We start from the raw sequence: 17,650 nt of genomic DNA, 5'->3' as shown, positions 1-17,650 counted from the left end.
GGTCGGGGAGACGACCATGGCCTCGCTCTACGACCGCTGGATCCTGCCCAGGCTGCTGACCTGCGCCTGCTCGGCCCCGCCGATGATGAAGCAGCGCGCCAAGATCGTGCCGCGCGCCGAGGGCCGGGTGCTGGAGCTCGGCATCGGCATGGGTCTGAACCTGCGGTTCTACGATCCCAGCCGGGTGACGGAGGTGCTGGGCGTCGACCCGGCGCCCGAGCTGCGGGCCCGCGCCGAGGCCGCCGAGCGCGACGCGCGCCTGAAGGTGAAGGTGGAGGACGGCACGGCCGAGGCCCTGCCCTTCGCCGACGGCAGCTTCGACACCGTCGTCTGCACCTTCACGCTGTGCTCGGTGCATACGCCCACCCAGGCGCTCGCCGAGGCCCGACGAGTGCTGAAGCCCGGCGGACGGCTGCTGTTCTGCGAGCACGGGCTCGCTCCGGATCCCGAGGTGGCGCGCTGGCAGCACCGGATCGAGCCCGTCTGGAAACGCATCGCCGGCGGCTGTCATCTCACCCGTCCGGTCTCGGGGGCCATCGCCGCCGCCGGCTTCCGGCTGGACGACCTCGATCGGATGTACGTGCCGAAGACACCGCGCTTCGCCGGCTGGAACGAGTGGGGCGTCGCGGCGCCGGCCTGACTTAGCGCGGGGCGAGGCCGTGCTGGCGCATGCGCCAGACGAGAGCGTCGATGCGATGCTGGCCGAAGAACGGCTCGTCCTGGAAGACCATGGTCGGCACGCCCCTCGGACGCATCCCGCGCTAGCCCCGCAGGCGCTCCAGGCTGGCCGCCAGCTCCGCGGCGCGGAATGGCTTGGTGAGGCGCGGCAGGGCGGGGTCGAGTGCGTCCGCCTCGGCGTAGCCCGACACCACCAGCGCTAGAACGCCGGGGCGGCGGGCGTGCACGGCGCGGATCAGGTCCACGCCGGTCATCCCTGGCATCAGGTAGTCGGTGACCAGGAGGTCGGGCCTCAGCCCCTCGTCGAGCAGCCGCACCGCGCCCTCGCCCGACCCGCTCTCGACCACGGTGTAGCCGAGCTCGGCCAGCATGTCGGCCGTGGTCGCGCGGACCAGCTCCTCGTCGTCCACCAGCAGGGCGACGCCGGCGCCAGCCGTCGCCGAGGCGGCGTCGCCGGCCGCGTCCGAGGCCGTGGCCTCGTCGCTCACCGGCAGCCAGAGCTCGACGTTGGTGCCGAGTCCCGGCCGGCTCGTGATCCTGAGCGCCCCCCCAAGCTGGGACGCCAGGCCGTGGGCCATGGACAGGCCGAGGCCGGTGCCCTTTCCCACGCCCTTGGTGGAGAAGAACGGCTCAATGGCGCGGGCGGCGGTCTGCTCGTCCATGCCCACGCCGGTGTCGGCCACGGAGATGCGCACGTAGCCGCCGGGACGCAGGCCGGCGGCGTTGCGCCGGGCGGCGGTCTCCACGCCGGCGGAGATGCGCAGCACGCCGCCCTCCGGCATGGCGTCGCGAGCGTTCACGCTGAGGTTCAGGATGGCCATCTCGAGCTGGTTGGGGTCGGCCTTGGCCGGCGGCAGGTCGCCTGGCACGTCGACCACCACCTTGACCTGCGGGCCCGAGGTCGAGGCCACGAGGTCGGCCATGCCGACGATCAGCCCTGAGACGTTGACGGCGCTGGGCTGCAGCGGCTGGCGCCGAGCGAACGCCAGCAGGCGCTGGACGAGGGTCTTGGCCCGCTCGGCGGACTGCAGCGCGCCCTCGATCAGCCGCTGCTCGCGCTCGCCGCCCAGACCGCGGCGCTGCAGGATGTCGAGGCCACCGACGATCGGGGTGAGCAGGTTGTTGAAGTCGTGCGCCACGCCGCCGGTGAGCTGGCCCATGGCCTCCAGCTTCTGCGACTGCCGCAGCGCCTCCTCCGTGCGCCGCAGCTCCTCGGCCGCCTGACGCTCCTCGGTGACGTCCCGCCCGTAGCCGTAGACAAGGTCGCCCTCCGTGGTGGTGTGCCAGGAGATCCAACGCGCCGCACCGTCCTTGCCCCGGTGCCGGTGCTCGAAGCTGGTGAGGTCGCGGGCTGCGGTCGCCAGGTCGTGGCCGCCGGAAGCCAGCTCGGCGTCCTCCGGCCAGACGAATTCCCCGAAGTGTCGGCCCACCACCTCCGAGGGGTCATGGCCGAGGATGGCGGTCCAGGCCGGGTTCACGGCGCGGAACACGCCGTCGGACCCGACCACCACCAGCAGGTCGCGGGAGTTGCGCCACACCCGGTCGCGCTCGCGCGTCCGCTCCGTGACCTCCCGCTCAAGCTCCAGCCGTGAGCGCGCCAGCACCTCGCGGGCCTCGACGATCTCCTGGATATCAGTGCATGTGCCGAACCAGCGGGTGATCCGCCCGGCCTCGTCCCGCACCGGCTGGGCGCGGCCAAGCACCCAGCGATACTGGCCTGAGCGGTGCCGCAGGCGATACTCGATATGATAGGTCTCGCCGGTCTCGAGACACTGACGCCAGAGCGTCCAGGCGCGCTCCTGGTCGTCCGGGTGAAAGATGTCGTTCCAGGCGTCCCCGTCCGTAACGCCGTCCGGCACGCCGGTGAACTCGTACCAACGCTGGTTGTAGTAGTCGTGGTAGCCGTCGGGCCGCGTCGACCAGATCATCTGGTCGATGGAGTTGGCGATCGCCTCGAAGCGCGCGCGGCTGTCCCGCAGCTCGGCCTCGGCCCGGCGCCGCTCCACGGCGGAGCGCGTCCGCTCCGCCACCTCGCGCACGAAGGCGAGCTCCTCGTCGGGCCAGGCGCGGGCGGTGGCGTGGTTCAGATAGAGGAGGGCCACCAGCCCCCCCTGCTCCACCAGCGGCATGTTCACCACCGCCTGGGCGCTGATGGCCTTCAGAGCGTCGGACGTCGCGGCGGTCCGCGGATCCTTGTCGGCGTCGGCGAAGACGACCGTTTCCCCGCGCTTCAGGTCATCGATGTAGGTGCCGTAGTCGCGGAACTGCAGCACGCCGGCCAGGCTGCGGATGCCGGGCGCGTTCCAGTCCCGCTCGATGGTGATGGTCTCGCGCGCCTTGTCTACCACGCCGTAGCCGGCGCGGCTCACCTCGAGCGTCCGGCCGAGGATCTCGGCGGCGACGAAGGAGATCTCCACCGGATCCTCCAGGTCGCGGACCCGGTCGGAGAGTTCCAGGAGCGCGGCGCGGCGCGCCTCCTCCTGCTTCTCGGCCGTGACGTCGTAGGCGGTGCCGACAAAGCCCAGGTGACGGCCCGCCCCATCGAACCGCGGCTGGGATTGCGATCGCAGCCAGCGCCACTCGCCCCGCGCGTTGCGATACCGCGCCTCGAGCGAAAACGGCCGGAGCGAGGCCTCCTTCTCGAGCTGTTCGGCGAAGATGCGCTCTACGTCGTCCGGGTGGATGGCGTGGCGCCAGTCGAAGACCAGCGCCTCCTCGTAGCTCCCGCCCACGAACTCCACGTAGGCCTGGTTGACGAACTCGCGAGTGCGGTCGAGCCGGGTCACCCACATGGGCGTGGGCGCGGAGTCGATGATCAGGCGGAAGCGTTCTCCACTGTCCGGCGCCGCCGCCACATCGAGGCTGTCCGTCGAGCCGGCCAAACACAGTCCCCCCGTAACCGGCGACCGCCGGCGCACCCCACCGTCCGCTAAGCGGACAGCGGGGCCAAGGGTTCCCTGGCGGCCGCCGCGCAGCGGCTCACCGCCGCACGACCGCCACCTCGTTGGAGAGGCCGGCGCTGGCCAGCTCACGCTCGGCCTGGGTGAAGCCGTAGGCGGGCACGACGGCGCCTGAGCGATCCGCCACCTCAGCCCAGCGCGCGACGAGCGCCTCGCCCGCGTCGTCCCCACCGCCGATGTAGCGGCCGGCGGATAGCGTGACGTTGGCCACCGCGAAGTGGCCCGCCCCGGCGCAGAGCACCGCGCGGGTGGGCGCATCCTCGCCCGTCAGCGCCAGCAGGCCCGGGCTGACCAGCGCCGGGTCCAGGAGGTCCAGGCTCTCGTCGGAGAGCACCCCGTTGGTCATCTGGGTGGCCGCGGTCGGCGCGAGGCAGTTCACATGCACGCCATACTTCTCGCCTTCGATCGCCAGGGTCTGCATGAAGCCCACCAGGGCCATCTTCGCCGCGCCGTAGTTCGCCTGGCCGAAGTTGCCGTAGAGGCCCGACGACGAGGTGGTCATCACGATCCGGCCGTAGCGCTGCTCGCGCATGATCTCCCACACCGCCTTGGTGCAGATCGCCGCGCCGAGCAGGTGGACGTCCACGACGAGGCGGAAGTCGTCGAGGCTCATCTTGGCGAAGGTCTTGTCGCGCAGGATGCCGGCGTTGTTCACCAGGATGTCGACCCGGCCCCAGGCGTCCATCACCTGGGCCACCATAGCCGCCACGGCGGCCTCGTCGGTGACCGACGCCGCCACGGCCACGGCCTCCCCGCCTGCGGCGACGATCTCGGCGGCCACCGCCTCGGCGGCCGCCTGCGACAGGTCGTTCACCACGACCCGCGCGCCTTTGCGCGCCAGATAGAGGGCGTGCGCCCGGCCAAGGCCGCCGCCGGCCCCCGTGATGATCGCCACCCGACCCTGCACCGACATCGTTCTCCCCTCCATGCGAGCTCTGCCGTTCGACTCGTTCACTAACATGCTAGTGAATAACTTGACTATGAGCCGGTCGCGCCTGAGGCCCGGGCTCTAAGCATCAGCGGGCCGGCTTCGCGCGAACGCCGCAGATCTCCAGGAAACCGGCGGCCATGAAGCGGGCCATGCGCTGCTTGATGGCGACAAAATCCTCTGACTTGCAGAGGCCGCCCGAGAGCTTATCGATCCGCCCCGTGCGGGCGAGAGTCACCATCAGCGCCCCGGTGACGAAGTGATAGCCCCAGAAGATGTCCTCTTCCGAGCAGTCCGGCAGCGCCTTCTTGAGGATTTCGATCAGGCGGAGCACGACGGGATCGAAGTGCTGGTCCATCAGCTCGGCGCCCCACTGGGGGGTGTTGGCCACCTGGGCGCCCAGGGCGCCGTAGTTCTTCCAGCCCTCGCCGCCCTGGATGTAGAGGTCGAGGTCGGTGTCCAGGAAGGCGTGAAGCGCGCCTTCCACGGTAGGCTTGCCGCCGCAGCTCGCCTCGTAGTCGTCCAGCGCCCTCATGCGGCGCTCGCTGGTCACGGACGCCCGCCTGGCGAACACCGCGTCGAACAGCTTCTTCTTGTCTTCGAAATAGTAGTTCAGCAGCGTGTGGTGCACGCCCACCCGGCCGGCGACGTCCTTCAGGGTGACGCCATAGAGCCCGTGCTTGGAAAACAGGTCCTCGGCCGCATCGAGGATCTGCTCCATCGACTCGGCGCGTTGCTCCGCCTTCTTCGACGCCCGCCGCGGTTTCGCACTATCCGACACGCGACGTTCTTTCAGCCCAGTCGCCGGAGGCGTCAAGTCGCGCCTCCCCCGGCGGCAGCGCCGTATTCCGCCCTGAGCCGAAGCTTGTCGATCTTGCCCGTCGCGGCGAGCGGCATGGCCTCGAGACGGACAACTTCGTCCGGGATCCACCAGCTCGCGACCTTGCCCTTGAGCGGCGCGAGCAGGGCGTCGTCGCTGACCGAGTCCGGCTCGCGCAGCTCAACAAGCAGGATCGGTCGTTCCCCCCACTTGGCGTCGGTCCGGCCGATCACCGCCGCCAGCGAGACCTCCGGGAGGGCCCCGACCACCGCCTCGATCTCGGCAGGATTGATCCACTCGCCGCCGGACTTGATCAGGTCCTTGGCCCGGCCGGTGATCACCAGGTTCCCGGCCTCGTCGATCCGGGCGAGGTCGCCGGTGGCGAACCAGCCGTCGGGGTTGGTCGCGGGCGCGGTCTCTCCGAAATAGCGCTCCACCACGGCCGCGCCGCGGACGTGCAGGTGGCCCTCGGTGTTTCGCTGCTCCGGCAGCGGCCGGCCCTCGGCGTCGGCGACCATCAGGTCGACGCCGATCGCCGGACGCCCGGACTGCGCGGGCGAGCGCGGGTCATGCGGCGCGGCGACGGTGCCGGAGGGCGACAGCTCGGTCATGCCCCAGCTCGTCTGGACGATGACGCCCAGTCGCGCCTCCAGGCGGGCCATCAGGGCTGGCGGCATCGGGGCGCCCCCCACGATGATCCGCTTCAGGCTCGGAGTCTCGCCGCCTTCGGCCTCCAGGTGCTCCAGGAGGCCCAGCCAAACGGTGGGGACGCCGACGCCGACGGTGACGCCCTCCGACTGGATCAGCCGCGCGAGGCTCGCGCCGTCCGCGTTGCGGCCGGGCAGCACCAGCTTCGCGCCCACCGCCGGCGCCGCGAAGGGCAGGCCCCAGGCATTGGCGTGGAACATCGGCACCACCGCCAGCACAACGTCGGCGCCCGAAATCGCCATTACGTCGGCCTGCAGCACGCGCAGGGTGTGCAGGTAGCTGGAGCGGTGGGTGTAGGTGACGCCCTTGGGCGCGCCCGTGGTCCCTGAGGTGAAGCAGAGGCCGCAGGGCGCCGTCTCGTCGAAGCCGCCCCAGGCGAAGCCGTCGGCGGCGTCGGCGATCATCGGCTCGAGCGCCGCCGTCCCGGCCTCCGCCGCTCCATCGATAACGATCAGTTGGAGGTCCTGCGGCACGCGATCGGCGATCTGGCGGGCCAGGGCGACGAGATCGCCGGCGACGATCAGCAGCCGCGCGCCCGATCGGGTCACCATCCCCGACAGGTGATCCGCGGTGAGCCGGGGGTTCAGCGTGTGGCACACCGCGCCCATGCCCATGATGGCGTACCAGGCTTCCATGTGGGCCTGGGTGTTCCACGCCAGCGTGGCCACGCGCGCGCCGCCCTGCACCCCGAGGCCGGCAAGGACGGCAGAGACGCGGCGGCTGCGCGCGGCGAGGTCCGCATAGCCGATGCGCGCCACCTGCCCGTCTTCCCGCGCGGTCACCACCTGCGAGGTGGGACGCCACCGGGAGGCGTGGTCCAGGAACTTGTCGAGCGTCAGCGCGAACGGCTGCATGGCTCCGTCGATCATCGGGACTCCGGACTCTTGGGCGGCAGCACCGGCGAGACGACGCCGACGTTCCAGTTCCAGGGTGTCTCTCCCTGGGCGCGGCGTCGGCGCACCGCCTCCTCGTGCAGCTCGTACATCCCGGGCATCAGCTCGGTCTTCGCCTGCGGCGCGTCCCCGAAGACCATGTAGGCGCGGGCCGCGCCGTAGGCGGGCCAGGCCGGCTGGCCGGGGGCGGCCGGCGCGCCGGTCTTCACGAAGGCCACCCAGTAGTCCTGGACCGCCCGGCTCAGACGCATCTCGGCGCTCGAGGCCGGCGGCTTCGGCCAGCCGGCCGGCGTCCGGTCGTGCGTGCCGAACACATAGGGGATCTCACTGGCGTGGAAGGCGTGCAGGTCCAGCGCCTCGGCGGCGGGATAGCCGTGGTCGAACAGGTACAGGAACGCCGGGCGGCCAAGAGCGGCCTGGTGGCGCGCCATCCGCTCGGCTGTCCAGCCGTAGAGCGCGTCCCGGGTCGTGGCGAGCACGCTCTCGCCGAGGTCGCTCGACGGATAGAGCCTGAGGAACTCGTCCGAGAGATCGCCGTAGCGTTCGCGGATCGCCGCCTCGTAAGCCGCGGCGCTGGCCGGCCTCGGCGGGGCGAGCCGCCGAAGCGAGCGGATCTCGCCGCTGTTGAACCCGACCAGAATCGGCGCCGGCGCCTGCTCGCCGCGCTCGAACACCTCGACCAACTGGGCCGGCAGCACCTTGCCGTCGACAGCGCCGAAGGGGGCGAACCCGGCCTTGGGCGCGCGGTCCACGAGCTCGGCGGCGTCCAGCGACCGGAGACCGGCCAGTCCGTTCGCGCCCAGTTGCTGCGCCAGCCGCGCGCCGGCGGTCTCCGCCGCCTCGGCGCCGAAGCGGGCGGCCTTCAGCTCGGGCGTGGAGATCATGTAGGCGCTCTGGGCGATCGCCTTGTGGAAGAGCCCGCGGGCGAGCGGCGAGGCCATGAGGTACATGACGCTGAGGCCCCCGGCCGACTCGCCGGCCACGGTCACGTTGGCCGGATCGCCGCCGAACGCCGCAATGTTGCGCTTCACCCAGGTGAGCGCCGCGACCTGGTCCAGCAGGCCGTAGTTGCCCGACGCCCCATCGGGGCTCTCGGCGCTGAGCTCCGGGTGCGCCAGCCAGCCCAGCACGCCCAGGCGATAGTTGAGCGAGACGACCACGATGCCCTGCCGGGCGAGCTCGGCGCCGTCGTACATCGACTCGCGGCTGGAGCCCGTCACCAGCGAGCCGCCGTGGATCCACACCATCACCGGCGCGCCCTTGGCGTTTTTAGGCGCCCAGACGTTCAGGGTGAGGCAGTCCTCGCTGAGCTGCGGCAGCTCGCTGGCGTAGATGAAGCCCGCCGGCATGCGCGGCTGCAGGCAGGCAGGACCGAAGGCCTTGGCGTCCCGAACGCCCGCCCAGGGCGCGAGCGGCGCCGGCGGACGCCAACGCAGGGGGCCCAGCGGCGGGGCCGCATATCGAATGCCGCGGAAGGCGTGGACCTCTCCCAGCGCCTCGCCCTCCACCGCGCCGGCGGGCGCGCGGACGACCGGCGCCGGGCGGGCGTCGGCCACGCTGGCCGTTAGGGCGAGCAGCGCCGCCGCCAGACCGCCAGCCCAGCCCCTCACGCCGCCTGCTCCCGCCTCAGCACCCGGGCCAGGGCCAGGAAGAGGCCGATGGCCACGGCGTACATCGGGGTCAGGGCGTAGAAGGCCACCTGCAGCGAATGCTCGGGATGGCTGCCGCGCACGGCGTCGCTGACCGCCCCCACGAAGGTCGGGCCGACGCCCATCCCGATCAGGTTCATGACGAGCAGCAGCAGCGCCCCGCAGAGCACCCGCTGTTCGGGCGACACCTCCTCCTGCACCAGGGCCACGGCCGAGGAGAGATAGAAGTAGTTGAGGAAGGTGGGCCCGAGGAGGAACACGAGTGCGAGCGGCCAGCTCGGCGCCCAGACGAAGCCGAGGAACGGCAGGATCGCCAGCGTCAGCGACGCCGCGGGCACCGTGGCGTAGGCCGCCTTCGAGCGATGAGTGAAGCGATCGATCACCCGGCCGGAGACGAAGATCCCGCCGCCCATACCGACGGCCACCACCAGGGCGTACCACAGCGAGACGTCCTGCAGGGTCATGCCCTTCTCCCGCATGAGGAAGAGGGTGGTGAAGTTCCCGGCGCCGTAGGTGATGATCTGGGTCGCCGCGCTCGCCAGGGCGACGAGCAATAGGGCGGGCGTCGAGAAGAACATGCGCACGGTGGGCCAGAAGCCGGACGGACCGGTCTGCGGCTTCGGCGGGACGCCGGCGGCGCGGTCGAGCCCGCCCCGCTCCGGCTCGCGCACGCCCAGCAGGACGACCAGCGCCGTGAGCACACCCACTGCGCCGAGGATCATGAAGGCCGCCCGCCAGCTATAGGCGGCCGCGATGGCCGCGCCGAACGCCACGCCCATCGCCTGGCCGATCGGCGGGCCGAGGTTGAACAGGCCGAGCGCGGTGCCCCGCCGCCCCGGCGGGAAGTAGTCGGTGATGATGGCGTAGGAGGGCGGCACGCCCCCGGCTTCGCCGACGCCCACGGTCATCCGCGCGAGGACGAGCTGCGGATAGTTGGCCGACAGCCCGCACGCGACGGTGGCGGCGCTCCACAGGCCGCAGGCGAAGGCCAGCACGCGCACACGGTTCGTGCGGTCGGCGAGCCAACCCACGGGGATCGAGATCAGGCAGTAGAACAGAGCGAAGTAGAGCCCGCTGATCAGCCCGAGCTGGCCGTCGGTGACGCCGAGGTCGTCCTGGATCGGCTTCGCCAGGATCGACAGGAGCTGCCGGTCCAGGAAGTTCAGGACGTAGACGAAGCAGAGGATGGTCAGGGTCGACCAGGCGCCCTTTGCCGGCCGGAGCGCGGCGGCGGCTCCCGACGCGGGAGCCGCCGTGGCCGGCGCATGGGGAGGCTGCGCCATGGCCTAGAAGTCGTAGCCGATGCGCACGCCGATGGTCCGCGGTCGCTGGACGCCGAAGCGGCTGGCGAGGAAGGCCTCCGGGTGGACGTAGTTGATCTTGCGGCTGTCGAAGAGGTTCTCGACGTAGGCGCCGACGGTCCACTGGTCGAAGGCCACCGCGAAGGTCGCGTTCACGTTCCAGTAGGCCTGGGTGTAGCCGTAGGTCGGCTGCAGGACGCCCGGCCGGCCGGGGATATAGGGGAACAGGCCCGGATAGCTGCCCACGTGCTGAGCCACGACCGAGAGGTTGGCGCGGGCCTCCGGCGTCAGGTCGAAGCCGTAGTTGACGTAGCCGGCGCCCTGGAAGCGCGGGGCCGCCAGGCGCACGCCCTCGGCGGCGCCGGAGATGGCCGCTTCGGTCGGCGTCAGCTTGGTCACCTGCGCGTCGATGAAGGTCCCGTTGGCTCCGATGGTCAGGCCGTCCATCGGCGTGGCGGCGATCTCGAACTCCAGGCCGCGCGACACGGCCTTGCCGATGTTGGTGGCGAACTGCACCGAGTCGGAGACCCGGTTGGCCTGGACCTGGATGTTCTCCCAATCGATCCAGTAGGCGGCGAGGTTGGCGGTCAGCCGTCCGTCCAGCCAGCGCCCCTTCACCCCGATCTCGTAGTTGGTCAGGTCGTCGGAATCGGCGCCCGCGGGGATGACGATGTCGTTGGGGTTCACCACGCTGGGTCGGCCGGCGAAGCCGTTCACCACCGGCGTGCGGAAGCCGGTCGAGTAGGTGGCGTAGGCGGTGACGTTCGGGGTCGGCTTGTAGGAGACGCTCAACTTGTAGGACGGGCCGGTCTCCTTCGCCTTCACGCCGGTGACGGGCGCCACCTGGGTGATGGTCAAGGGGCCCCTGAAGGCGGGGGTGAGCGCCGCGGCCAGGTAGTTCGAGGTGTAGCCGCCCTCGACGAAGGACTGCGCCTCGAAGCCGCCGTAGCGGAGGCCGCCCGTGACCCAGAACTCGTCGGTGAAGCGGTAGGTGACCTCGCCGAAGCCGGCCAACTCCTGCGACTTCGTGTGGTTGTACTGGCGCTGATAGTACTCGTCCGGCAGGCCGGTGAAGCCGCGGGCGGCCAGGTAGGCCGGCGAGGAGCGGTAGTTGTAGTCCACGTCCAGGCGCCGATCGAGGAAGAAGCCGCCGACCACCCAGTCCCACCTGCCGCCGGGGTCGGAGGCGAGCCGCGCCTCCTCCACGAAGGTGTCCATGTATGCGGTGGCGTCGAGCGCGAAGGCGATGCCTTGGTAATTGGGGCCCGGCGTACCGAAGGTTCCGGCGAGGTCGACGAAGAAGGTCTGGTCGAAGGCCGACAGGCTGGACGAGGAGGTGAAGGTCGCGCCGTCCAGCTTGTACTCGACGGTGGCGTTGTAGATCGCCTGCTGTCCCGTGAAGAGATCCGGCCGGTCGGAGACCCGCTTGTCGCGCCCGAGCGACGGGCTCACCAGCGACGAGTCTTTCGGCTTGCTGTTCTCGTACGAGGCCATCAGCTTCACCGAGAGGCGGTCCGTAGGCTCCCAAAGCAGCGCCGCCCGCCCGCCCCAGGCGACCAGGGTGTTGGCGTTCTTGATGCCCGTGCCGACGTTGTCGATGTAGCCTTCCTCGTCGCGGTAGAAGCCGACCACGCGCAGCGCGAGCTGGTCCTCCACGAGGGGCACGTTGACCATGCCGTTGTAGCGCTGGCGGAACGAGTCCGAGCCGGTGATCCCATAGTCCACCAGGGCCGAGGCATCGAAGGCGTTGGGGTCTGGGCGCTTCGTGAGAATGCGGAGCGCGCCCGACAGCGAGCCCGAGCCGAACAGCGTCCCTTGCGGGCCGCGCAGGAACTCCACCCGCTCCACGTCGTAGAGGTTGCTGTCGAGGACGGTGGTGTTGCCGATCGTCGAGATCGGCAGCTCGTCGAGGTACACCGCGACCGTGCTCTGCAGGTTCGCGCCGTAGCCGTTGGTGGCGATGCCGCGGGCCGTGAAGTTGTTGAAGTTGGCGCTGGCGCGGTTCAGCACCACGCCGGGCGTCTCGACCGCGAGGCCTTCGTAGCCGACGATCCCCTTGGCCGTGAGCGTCTCCTGTGAATAGGCCGTGATGCTCAGCGGCACGTCCTGCAGCCGCTCGCTGCGGCGGGTGGCGGTGACGATGATCTCGCCCACCTGCGCCGCCTGGGCGTCCGAACCGCCGCTCGCCGTCTGCGCGAGAACCGGCGAGGCGCCGGCGAGCAGGCCCATAGCGCACGACGAGCCCAACAGAAGCCGCTTCATGATCGTCTCTCCCCGACCGCCCGATCGTTTGCGCCGAGCGTGGCCGCACGATGCGATGCCCAGGGCCCGCAGTCAACACTCACTATCACGCGTGTGAATATCTTGGCTCCGTACAGGTGCGCGGGCGGCGCAGGCCTGCGCGGAGGCGGAGACGAGGAGATCCTGGAGACGAGAGTCCGCCGGTCGACGGCGGGAAGTGGTAGCTGGGGGCGGGATCGAACCGCCGACCTGTGGGTTATGAATCCACCGCTCTAACCATCTGAGCTACCCAGCCACGGGCCTCGCGAGAGGCGCGGGTTATAGGGGCTGATTTTCCTCGCTTCAAGCGGCTTGGGAACGTCGCGATGACCCGCTAGGGTCCGCGGCCGATGAGCGTGCTTCATCTCCTGGGGACGGCGGGCGAAGGCGGGGCCGAGACCTACTTCGCCGACCTCGTCACGGCGCTGAGCCGCGCGGGCGTGGCGCAGGCGTGCGCCATCCGGCCGAACGCCGGGCGCGAGGCGCGGCTGGCCCGGGCCGGCGTGCCGGTGCAGACCCTGGCGTTCGGGGGGCCGCTGGATCACTTCACCCGCCGCAAGGCCGCCGCCTTCGCCCACCGTCACGGGACCAGGGTGGCGCTCGCCTGGATGAACCGCGCCGCGCGCCACACGCCACAGGGCCCGTGGGCGCGGATCGGCCGGCTCGGCGGCTACTACAAGCTGAAGTACTACCGCGGCTTCGATCACCTGGTGGCGAACACCGAGGACATCGCCGAGTGGATCGTCGGCCAGGGATGGCCGGCCGGCCGGGTGAGCTGCATCCCGAACTTCGCCGCCGCGCCCGAAGACGCGGCCGCCGTCGAGCGTTCGGCCCTGGCGACGCCGCAGCACGTCCCGCTGCTGCTGTCCATGGGCCGGCTGCACGAGGCCAAGGCGCACGACGTGACGCTGCAGGCCCTGACCGAGCTGCCGGACGCCTGGTTGTGGATCGCCGGCGCCGGGCCGCTGGAGCACAAGCTGAAGGCCATGGCCGCGGCGCTCGGCGTCGAGCACCGGGTGCGCTTCCTCGGCTGGCGGACCGACGCCTCGGCGCTCTACCGGGCGGCGGACGTCTGCGTCTTCCCCTCCAGGTACGAGCCGCTGGGCAATGTGGTCATCCAGGCCTGGGCGCACGGGCTGCCGGTGGTCGCCGCCGAAAGCCAGGGGCCGAAGGCGCTGATCGATGACGGCGAGGACGGCCTGCTGGTCCCGGTGGACGACGCCCCGGCCCTGGCCTCGGCCGTGCGGCGGATGCTGAACGAGCCGATGCTGCGGATCCGCCTCGCGCAGAACGGCCTCGCCCGTGTCGAGGGCGAGTTCTCGGAAGCCGCCGTGGTCGCCGCCTGGAAGACGCTGCTCGCCGACTACGGGGCCGCCTGATGTGCGGCATCGCGGGAGAGCTGGGCGCCGGAACCTCGGCCCGGGCGATGATCGGCGCGCTGACCCACCGCGGTCCCGACGGGGTGCGGGTGACCGAGGCGCCCGGCGCCACCCTGGCCCACGCACGGCTGTCGATCATCGACCTGGAAGGCGGCTGGCAGCCGCTGACGGCCGCCGGCTCCACGGTCATCGGCAACGGCGAGATCTACAACTACCTGGAGCTGGCCCGCGACTATCAGCTCGGCGGCAAGCTCGCGACCGGCTCGGACTTCGAGCCGCTGCTGCACGTCTATGCCCAGGAGGGTCCGGCCGCCTTCGACCGGCTGCGGGGCATGTACGCGCTCTGCCTGATCGGGCCCGACGGCCGCGCCTGGCTGGCGCGCGACCCGTTCGGGATCAAGCCGCTCTACCTGCTGGAGCACGACGGCGGGCTGGCGTTCGCGTCGGAGCCCAGGGCCTTCTTCGCCGCCGGGCTGGTCGCGCCGGAGCTGGAGCCCGCGGCGGCGCAGGAGCTGCTGGCGTTCAACTACACCCTGGGCGAGGCGACGATCTTCAAGGGCGTCCGGCGGCTCGCGCCCGGCGAGGTGGTCGAGGTGAAGGACGGCCGGGTCGTGGAAGCCGCCCGCCGCCCTGCCCTGCCCGCCGGCCGCGGCCGGAGCGACGACGAGGCGGCGCTGCTGCGCGAACTGGACGCCGTGCTCGAGGACAGCGTGGCCGTGCACCAGCGCTCGGACGTGCCCTACGGCCTCTTCCTGTCGGGCGGCGTCGACTCGGCGGCGATCGCGACCCTGATGGCGCGGCTGAACGAACGGCCGGTCACCGCCTTCACCTGCGGCTTCGACGCGCCGGGCGCGGCGGACGAGCGGGCGCAAGCGGAGAGGGTGGCCCGGGCCCTGGACCTGGACTGGCGCGAGACCCGCTTCGGCGAGGCCGATTTCTGGCGCGTGCTGCCGCAGGTGGCCTGGGCGCTGGACGATCCCACGGCCGACTACGCCACCCTGCCGACCTACAAGCTGGCCGAGGCCGCCAAGGGGACGCTGACCGTCGTGCTCACCGGCGAGGGCGGCGACGAGCTGTTCGGCGGCTACGGCCGCTATCGCCGGGCGTTGCGGCCCGCCTGGCTGGGCGGACGGGCGGCCGAGCCGCGGCCGGAGGACCCCGCCGTGCTGGACCGCTGGCGGACGGCGGCCAAGGCTCCCGCCGGGCTCACGCCGCTGCAGCAGGCGCAGTGGGGCGACGTGGCCACCTGGCTGCCCAACGACCTGCTGCTGAAGCTCGACCGCTGCCTGATGGCGCACGGGCTGGAGGGACGCACGCCCTTCCTGGACCCGCAGGTCGCCGCCTTCGCCTATCCGCTGGCTGACCGATTCAAGGTGCGCGGGCGTTACGGCAAGTGGATCCTGCGCAAGTGGCTGGAGCGGGCCTGCCCCGCCGCCGAGCCGTGGGCGCGCAAGCAGGGCTTCACGGTGCCGGTGGAGGCGTGGATCGCGCCCAGGGCCGCCGACATCGGCCCGAGGCTCGCGCGCGTGGAGGCCGTGCGGCGCGTCCAGCCGCAGGCGCAGGCCGTGTTCGCCCAGGGCGAGGCGGGGCGGCGCTGGCCGCTGCTGTTCTTCGCCGTCTGGGCCTTGATCCATCTCGAGGGCGCCTCACGTGAAGAGGCGCTGGAAGCCGTAGCCGGGAGACCCTGATGCAGAAGCTCTTCGTGACCGCCGCCGCCGCCGTGCTGCTCGCCGCCTGCGGTGGGACGGACGGAAACGCCCAAACCAAGGCGCCGGCCGCCAAGGCGCCCGCCGGCGGCGCGCCGGTCGACACCAAGCCCGCCAACGCCCCGAACCAGAGCCCCGCCTTCGCCGGCCAGACCCGCGCGCCGGAGGTGAAGTCCAACGCCGCCTACCAGGTGACCGACCACGTCACCGGGCTGGTGAAACCCTGGGGCCTCGCGTTCCTGCCGAACGGCGCCCTGCTGATCAGCGAGAAGCCCGGCCGGCTGCGCGTGTTCGAGAACGGCAAGCTGTCGGAGGCGGTGGCCGGCCTGCCGCAGGTGGACACCCGCAACCAGGGCGGCCTGCTGGGCCTGGCCGTCGACCCGAACTACGCCCGCAACGGCCTCGTCTACTGGAGCTACGCCGAGGGCCAGCCCGACGGGAAGACCAACACCGCCGTGGCCCGCGGCCGGCTCGTCTCCGCCGCCGGCCAGCCGCCCCGGCTCGAGAACGTGCAGGTGATCTGGCGGCAGAAGCCGAGCTGGGAGAGCACCATGCACTACGGCTCGCGCCTGGTGTTCGCCCGCGACGGGACGCTCTACGTGACGACCGGCGAACGCTCGGTCGAGAGCGGCCGGATGCAGGCCCGCAACCTGCAGATGGGCCTGGGCAAGATCATCCGGATCAACGCCGACGGCTCGATCCCGAAGGACAACCCGTTCGTCGGCCGCAGCGACGCCCAGCCGGAGATCTTCGCCAGCGGCATCCGCAACAGCCAGGCCGCGGCGCTGAACCCCCGCACCGGCGAGCTGTGGGAGATCGAGCACGGCACCAAGGGCGGCGACGAGCTGAACATCATCCGCAAGGGCAAGGACTACGGCTGGCCCACCGCCGCCTACGGCATCGAGTACCGCGGCGGACCGATCACCGGCGGCCAGACCCAGGCCCCGGGCACGGAGCAGCCGGTCTATTACTGGGACCCGGTGATCGCCCCCTCGGGCATGGCCTTCTACCAAGCCAACCTGTTCCCGGCCTGGAAGGGCAGCCTGTTCGTGGGCGGCCTGGCCGACAAGCGGCTGACCCGCCTGGTGCTGGACGGCGACCGGGTGGTGGGCGAGGAGCGCCTGCTGGCCGAAGTGGGCGAACGCCTGCGCGACGTGATCGTTGGGCCGGACGGCGCGCTCTACATCGCCACCGACGCCGACAACGGCCGGGTGCTGCGCGTCGCGCCGCGGTAGCGCCGGGATCAGGCCGGCTGCGGCGCGTAGCGGCCGGCCATCTCCGCCATGACCGCCTCGAACTCGGCGACGGTCTCGCGCAGGATCTCGGCCACCGGCTTCACGCTGTCGATGCGGCCGGCGACCTGGCCGGATAGGGCGATGGACGCCTCCATGTCACCGCCGAAGTAGAGGTCGAGCACGTTGCGGAACTCGCCCATGATGTTCTCCGGCGCCGTCTTCTCGTAGGCGCCGGTCTTCTCGGTCCTGAGCGCGCGGAGCGCGGGACCCGGCCCGAAGCGGTTCAGGAAGACGGTGTCCGTCTCACGGGCCGCGACGATGGCGTCCTTCCAGTTCTGGTGCACCGGGCTCTCGGCGGCGGAGACCATGCGGGTGCCCATCTGGACGCCCTCGGCGCCGAGACAGAAGGCGGCGGCCATGGTGCGGCCGTCGACGATCCCGCCGGCGGCGATCACGGGCACCTTCACCTTCGAGCAGACCAGCGGCAGCAGCACCATCAGCGCCACCTCGCGGCTGTTCTTGAAGCCGCCGCCCTCCCCGCCTTCCACCACCAGGCCGTCGACGCCGGCCTCGATCGCCTTCATCGCCGCGGCGAGCGAGGGGACCACGTGGAAGACGGTCAGCCCCGCCGCCTTCAGCTCGGCGCAGTACTTGTTGGGATCGCCGGCCGAGGTGGTGACGAACTGCACGCCCTGGTCGACGACGAACTTCACGATGTCCGGGTCGCGGACGAAGGCCTGGGCGATGTTCACCCCGAACGGCTTGTCGGTGAGCGTGCGCATCTTGCGGATCTCATCGCGCACGTTGTCGAGCTCGCCCGACGAGGTCTCGATGATGCCCATGCCGCCGGCGTTGGAGACGGCGCTGGCGAGCTGCGAGCGCGCGATCCAGCCCATCGGCGCCTGGACGATGGGATACTTCACCCCCAGCAGCTCGGTGATGCGGTTCTTCATGGGCGTCCTCCGGTGGGCGGCGAGTATCGCCCGGTTCCGCCGCGTCACGAAAGCCGTGGGGCGGGGAAAGCGGGAAGCACGCAAGAGGCGTTTCGGCGCGCACACAGTCGCTCCCCCGGTCGGGGGAGTTGTCGGCGGAGCCGACGGAGGGGGCTGAACC

The 17,650-nt window shown here is 71.4% G+C and carries 12 protein-coding genes and 1 tRNA gene; 4 read left to right on the top strand and 9 right to left on the bottom strand.

Going from position 1 to position 17,650, the window contains the following annotated elements; all coding sequences use genetic code 11:
- Positions 1-16: 16 nt before the first annotated feature.
- On the top strand, positions 17-640 hold the full coding sequence (locus ACE3Q8_RS14465) for a class I SAM-dependent methyltransferase (RefSeq protein WP_374470988.1): 624 nt from the start codon (positions 17-19) through the stop codon (positions 638-640).
- Between the two features lie 121 nt (positions 641-761).
- Here the strand turns inward: ACE3Q8_RS14465 and ACE3Q8_RS14460 are convergent, their stop codons facing one another.
- The 8 genes from ACE3Q8_RS14460 to ACE3Q8_RS14425 form a co-directional block, all read right to left on the bottom strand.
- Positions 762-3,560, bottom strand: a complete 2,799-nt coding sequence (locus ACE3Q8_RS14460; protein ID WP_374470987.1) for a PAS domain S-box protein — start codon at positions 3,558-3,560, stop codon at positions 762-764.
- 97 nt (positions 3,561-3,657) lie between these two features.
- Positions 3,658-4,551 (bottom strand): SDR family NAD(P)-dependent oxidoreductase, encoded by an 894-nt coding sequence (locus ACE3Q8_RS14455; protein ID WP_374470986.1) that lies wholly within the window; start codon positions 4,549-4,551, stop codon positions 3,658-3,660.
- A gap of 103 nt (positions 4,552-4,654) precedes the next feature.
- Entirely contained in the window at positions 4,655-5,287 is a 633-nt protein-coding gene (locus ACE3Q8_RS14450; protein ID WP_374470985.1) for a TetR/AcrR family transcriptional regulator, read from the bottom strand.
- 92 nt (positions 5,288-5,379) lie between these two features.
- On the bottom strand, positions 5,380-6,963 hold the full coding sequence (locus ACE3Q8_RS14445; RefSeq protein WP_374470984.1) for an AMP-binding protein: 1,584 nt from the start codon (positions 6,961-6,963) through the stop codon (positions 5,380-5,382).
- On the bottom strand, positions 6,960-8,597 hold the full coding sequence (locus ACE3Q8_RS14440; RefSeq protein WP_374470983.1) for a carboxylesterase/lipase family protein: 1,638 nt from the start codon (positions 8,595-8,597) through the stop codon (positions 6,960-6,962). Before ACE3Q8_RS14440 ends, ACE3Q8_RS14445 begins: the two co-directional genes overlap by 4 nt.
- Positions 8,594-9,919: a spinster family MFS transporter gene (locus ACE3Q8_RS14435; RefSeq protein WP_374470982.1), complete on the bottom strand. Its 1,326-nt coding sequence runs from the start codon at positions 9,917-9,919 to the stop codon at positions 8,594-8,596. Before ACE3Q8_RS14435 ends, ACE3Q8_RS14440 begins: the two co-directional genes overlap by 4 nt.
- A 3-nt stretch (positions 9,920-9,922) precedes the next feature.
- Positions 9,923-12,199, bottom strand: coding sequence for a TonB-dependent receptor (locus ACE3Q8_RS14430; RefSeq protein WP_374470981.1), 2,277 nt, complete (start codon positions 12,197-12,199; stop codon positions 9,923-9,925).
- A 197-nt stretch (positions 12,200-12,396) separates the two neighbouring features.
- A tRNA-Met gene (locus ACE3Q8_RS14425) sits at positions 12,397-12,473 on the bottom strand.
- A gap of 94 nt (positions 12,474-12,567) precedes the next feature.
- On the opposite strand from ACE3Q8_RS14425, the gene ACE3Q8_RS14420 reads away from it, so the two are divergent.
- The 3 genes from ACE3Q8_RS14420 to ACE3Q8_RS14410 are packed head-to-tail and all read left to right on the top strand — an operon-like array spanning position 12,568 to position 16,537.
- Positions 12,568-13,596, top strand: coding sequence for a glycosyltransferase (locus ACE3Q8_RS14420; RefSeq protein WP_374470980.1), 1,029 nt, complete (start codon positions 12,568-12,570; stop codon positions 13,594-13,596).
- A complete protein-coding gene (gene asnB, locus ACE3Q8_RS14415) occupies positions 13,596-15,284 on the top strand; it encodes an asparagine synthase (glutamine-hydrolyzing) (protein ID WP_374470979.1) in 1,689 nt (562 codons plus the stop codon). Before ACE3Q8_RS14420 ends, asnB begins: the two co-directional genes overlap by 1 nt.
- Positions 15,284-16,537, top strand: coding sequence for a PQQ-dependent sugar dehydrogenase (locus ACE3Q8_RS14410; protein WP_374470978.1), 1,254 nt, complete (start codon positions 15,284-15,286; stop codon positions 16,535-16,537). The genes asnB and ACE3Q8_RS14410 overlap by 1 nt, the downstream gene beginning before the upstream one ends.
- Positions 16,538-16,545: 8 nt before the next feature.
- Here ACE3Q8_RS14410 and ACE3Q8_RS14405 read toward each other — a convergent pair whose 3' ends face one another.
- Positions 16,546-17,490, bottom strand: coding sequence for an NAD(P)H-dependent flavin oxidoreductase (locus tag ACE3Q8_RS14405; protein WP_374470977.1), 945 nt, complete (start codon positions 17,488-17,490; stop codon positions 16,546-16,548).
- Between the last annotated feature and the right edge of the window lie 160 nt (positions 17,491-17,650).

Origin of the sequence: Phenylobacterium sp., assembly GCF_041913825.1 — a bacterium.
GTDB lineage: Bacteria > Pseudomonadota > Alphaproteobacteria > Caulobacterales > Caulobacteraceae > Phenylobacterium.
The sequence above is the reverse complement of the archived record's forward strand: the minus strand, read 5'-3'. Positions and strand labels throughout refer to the sequence as shown.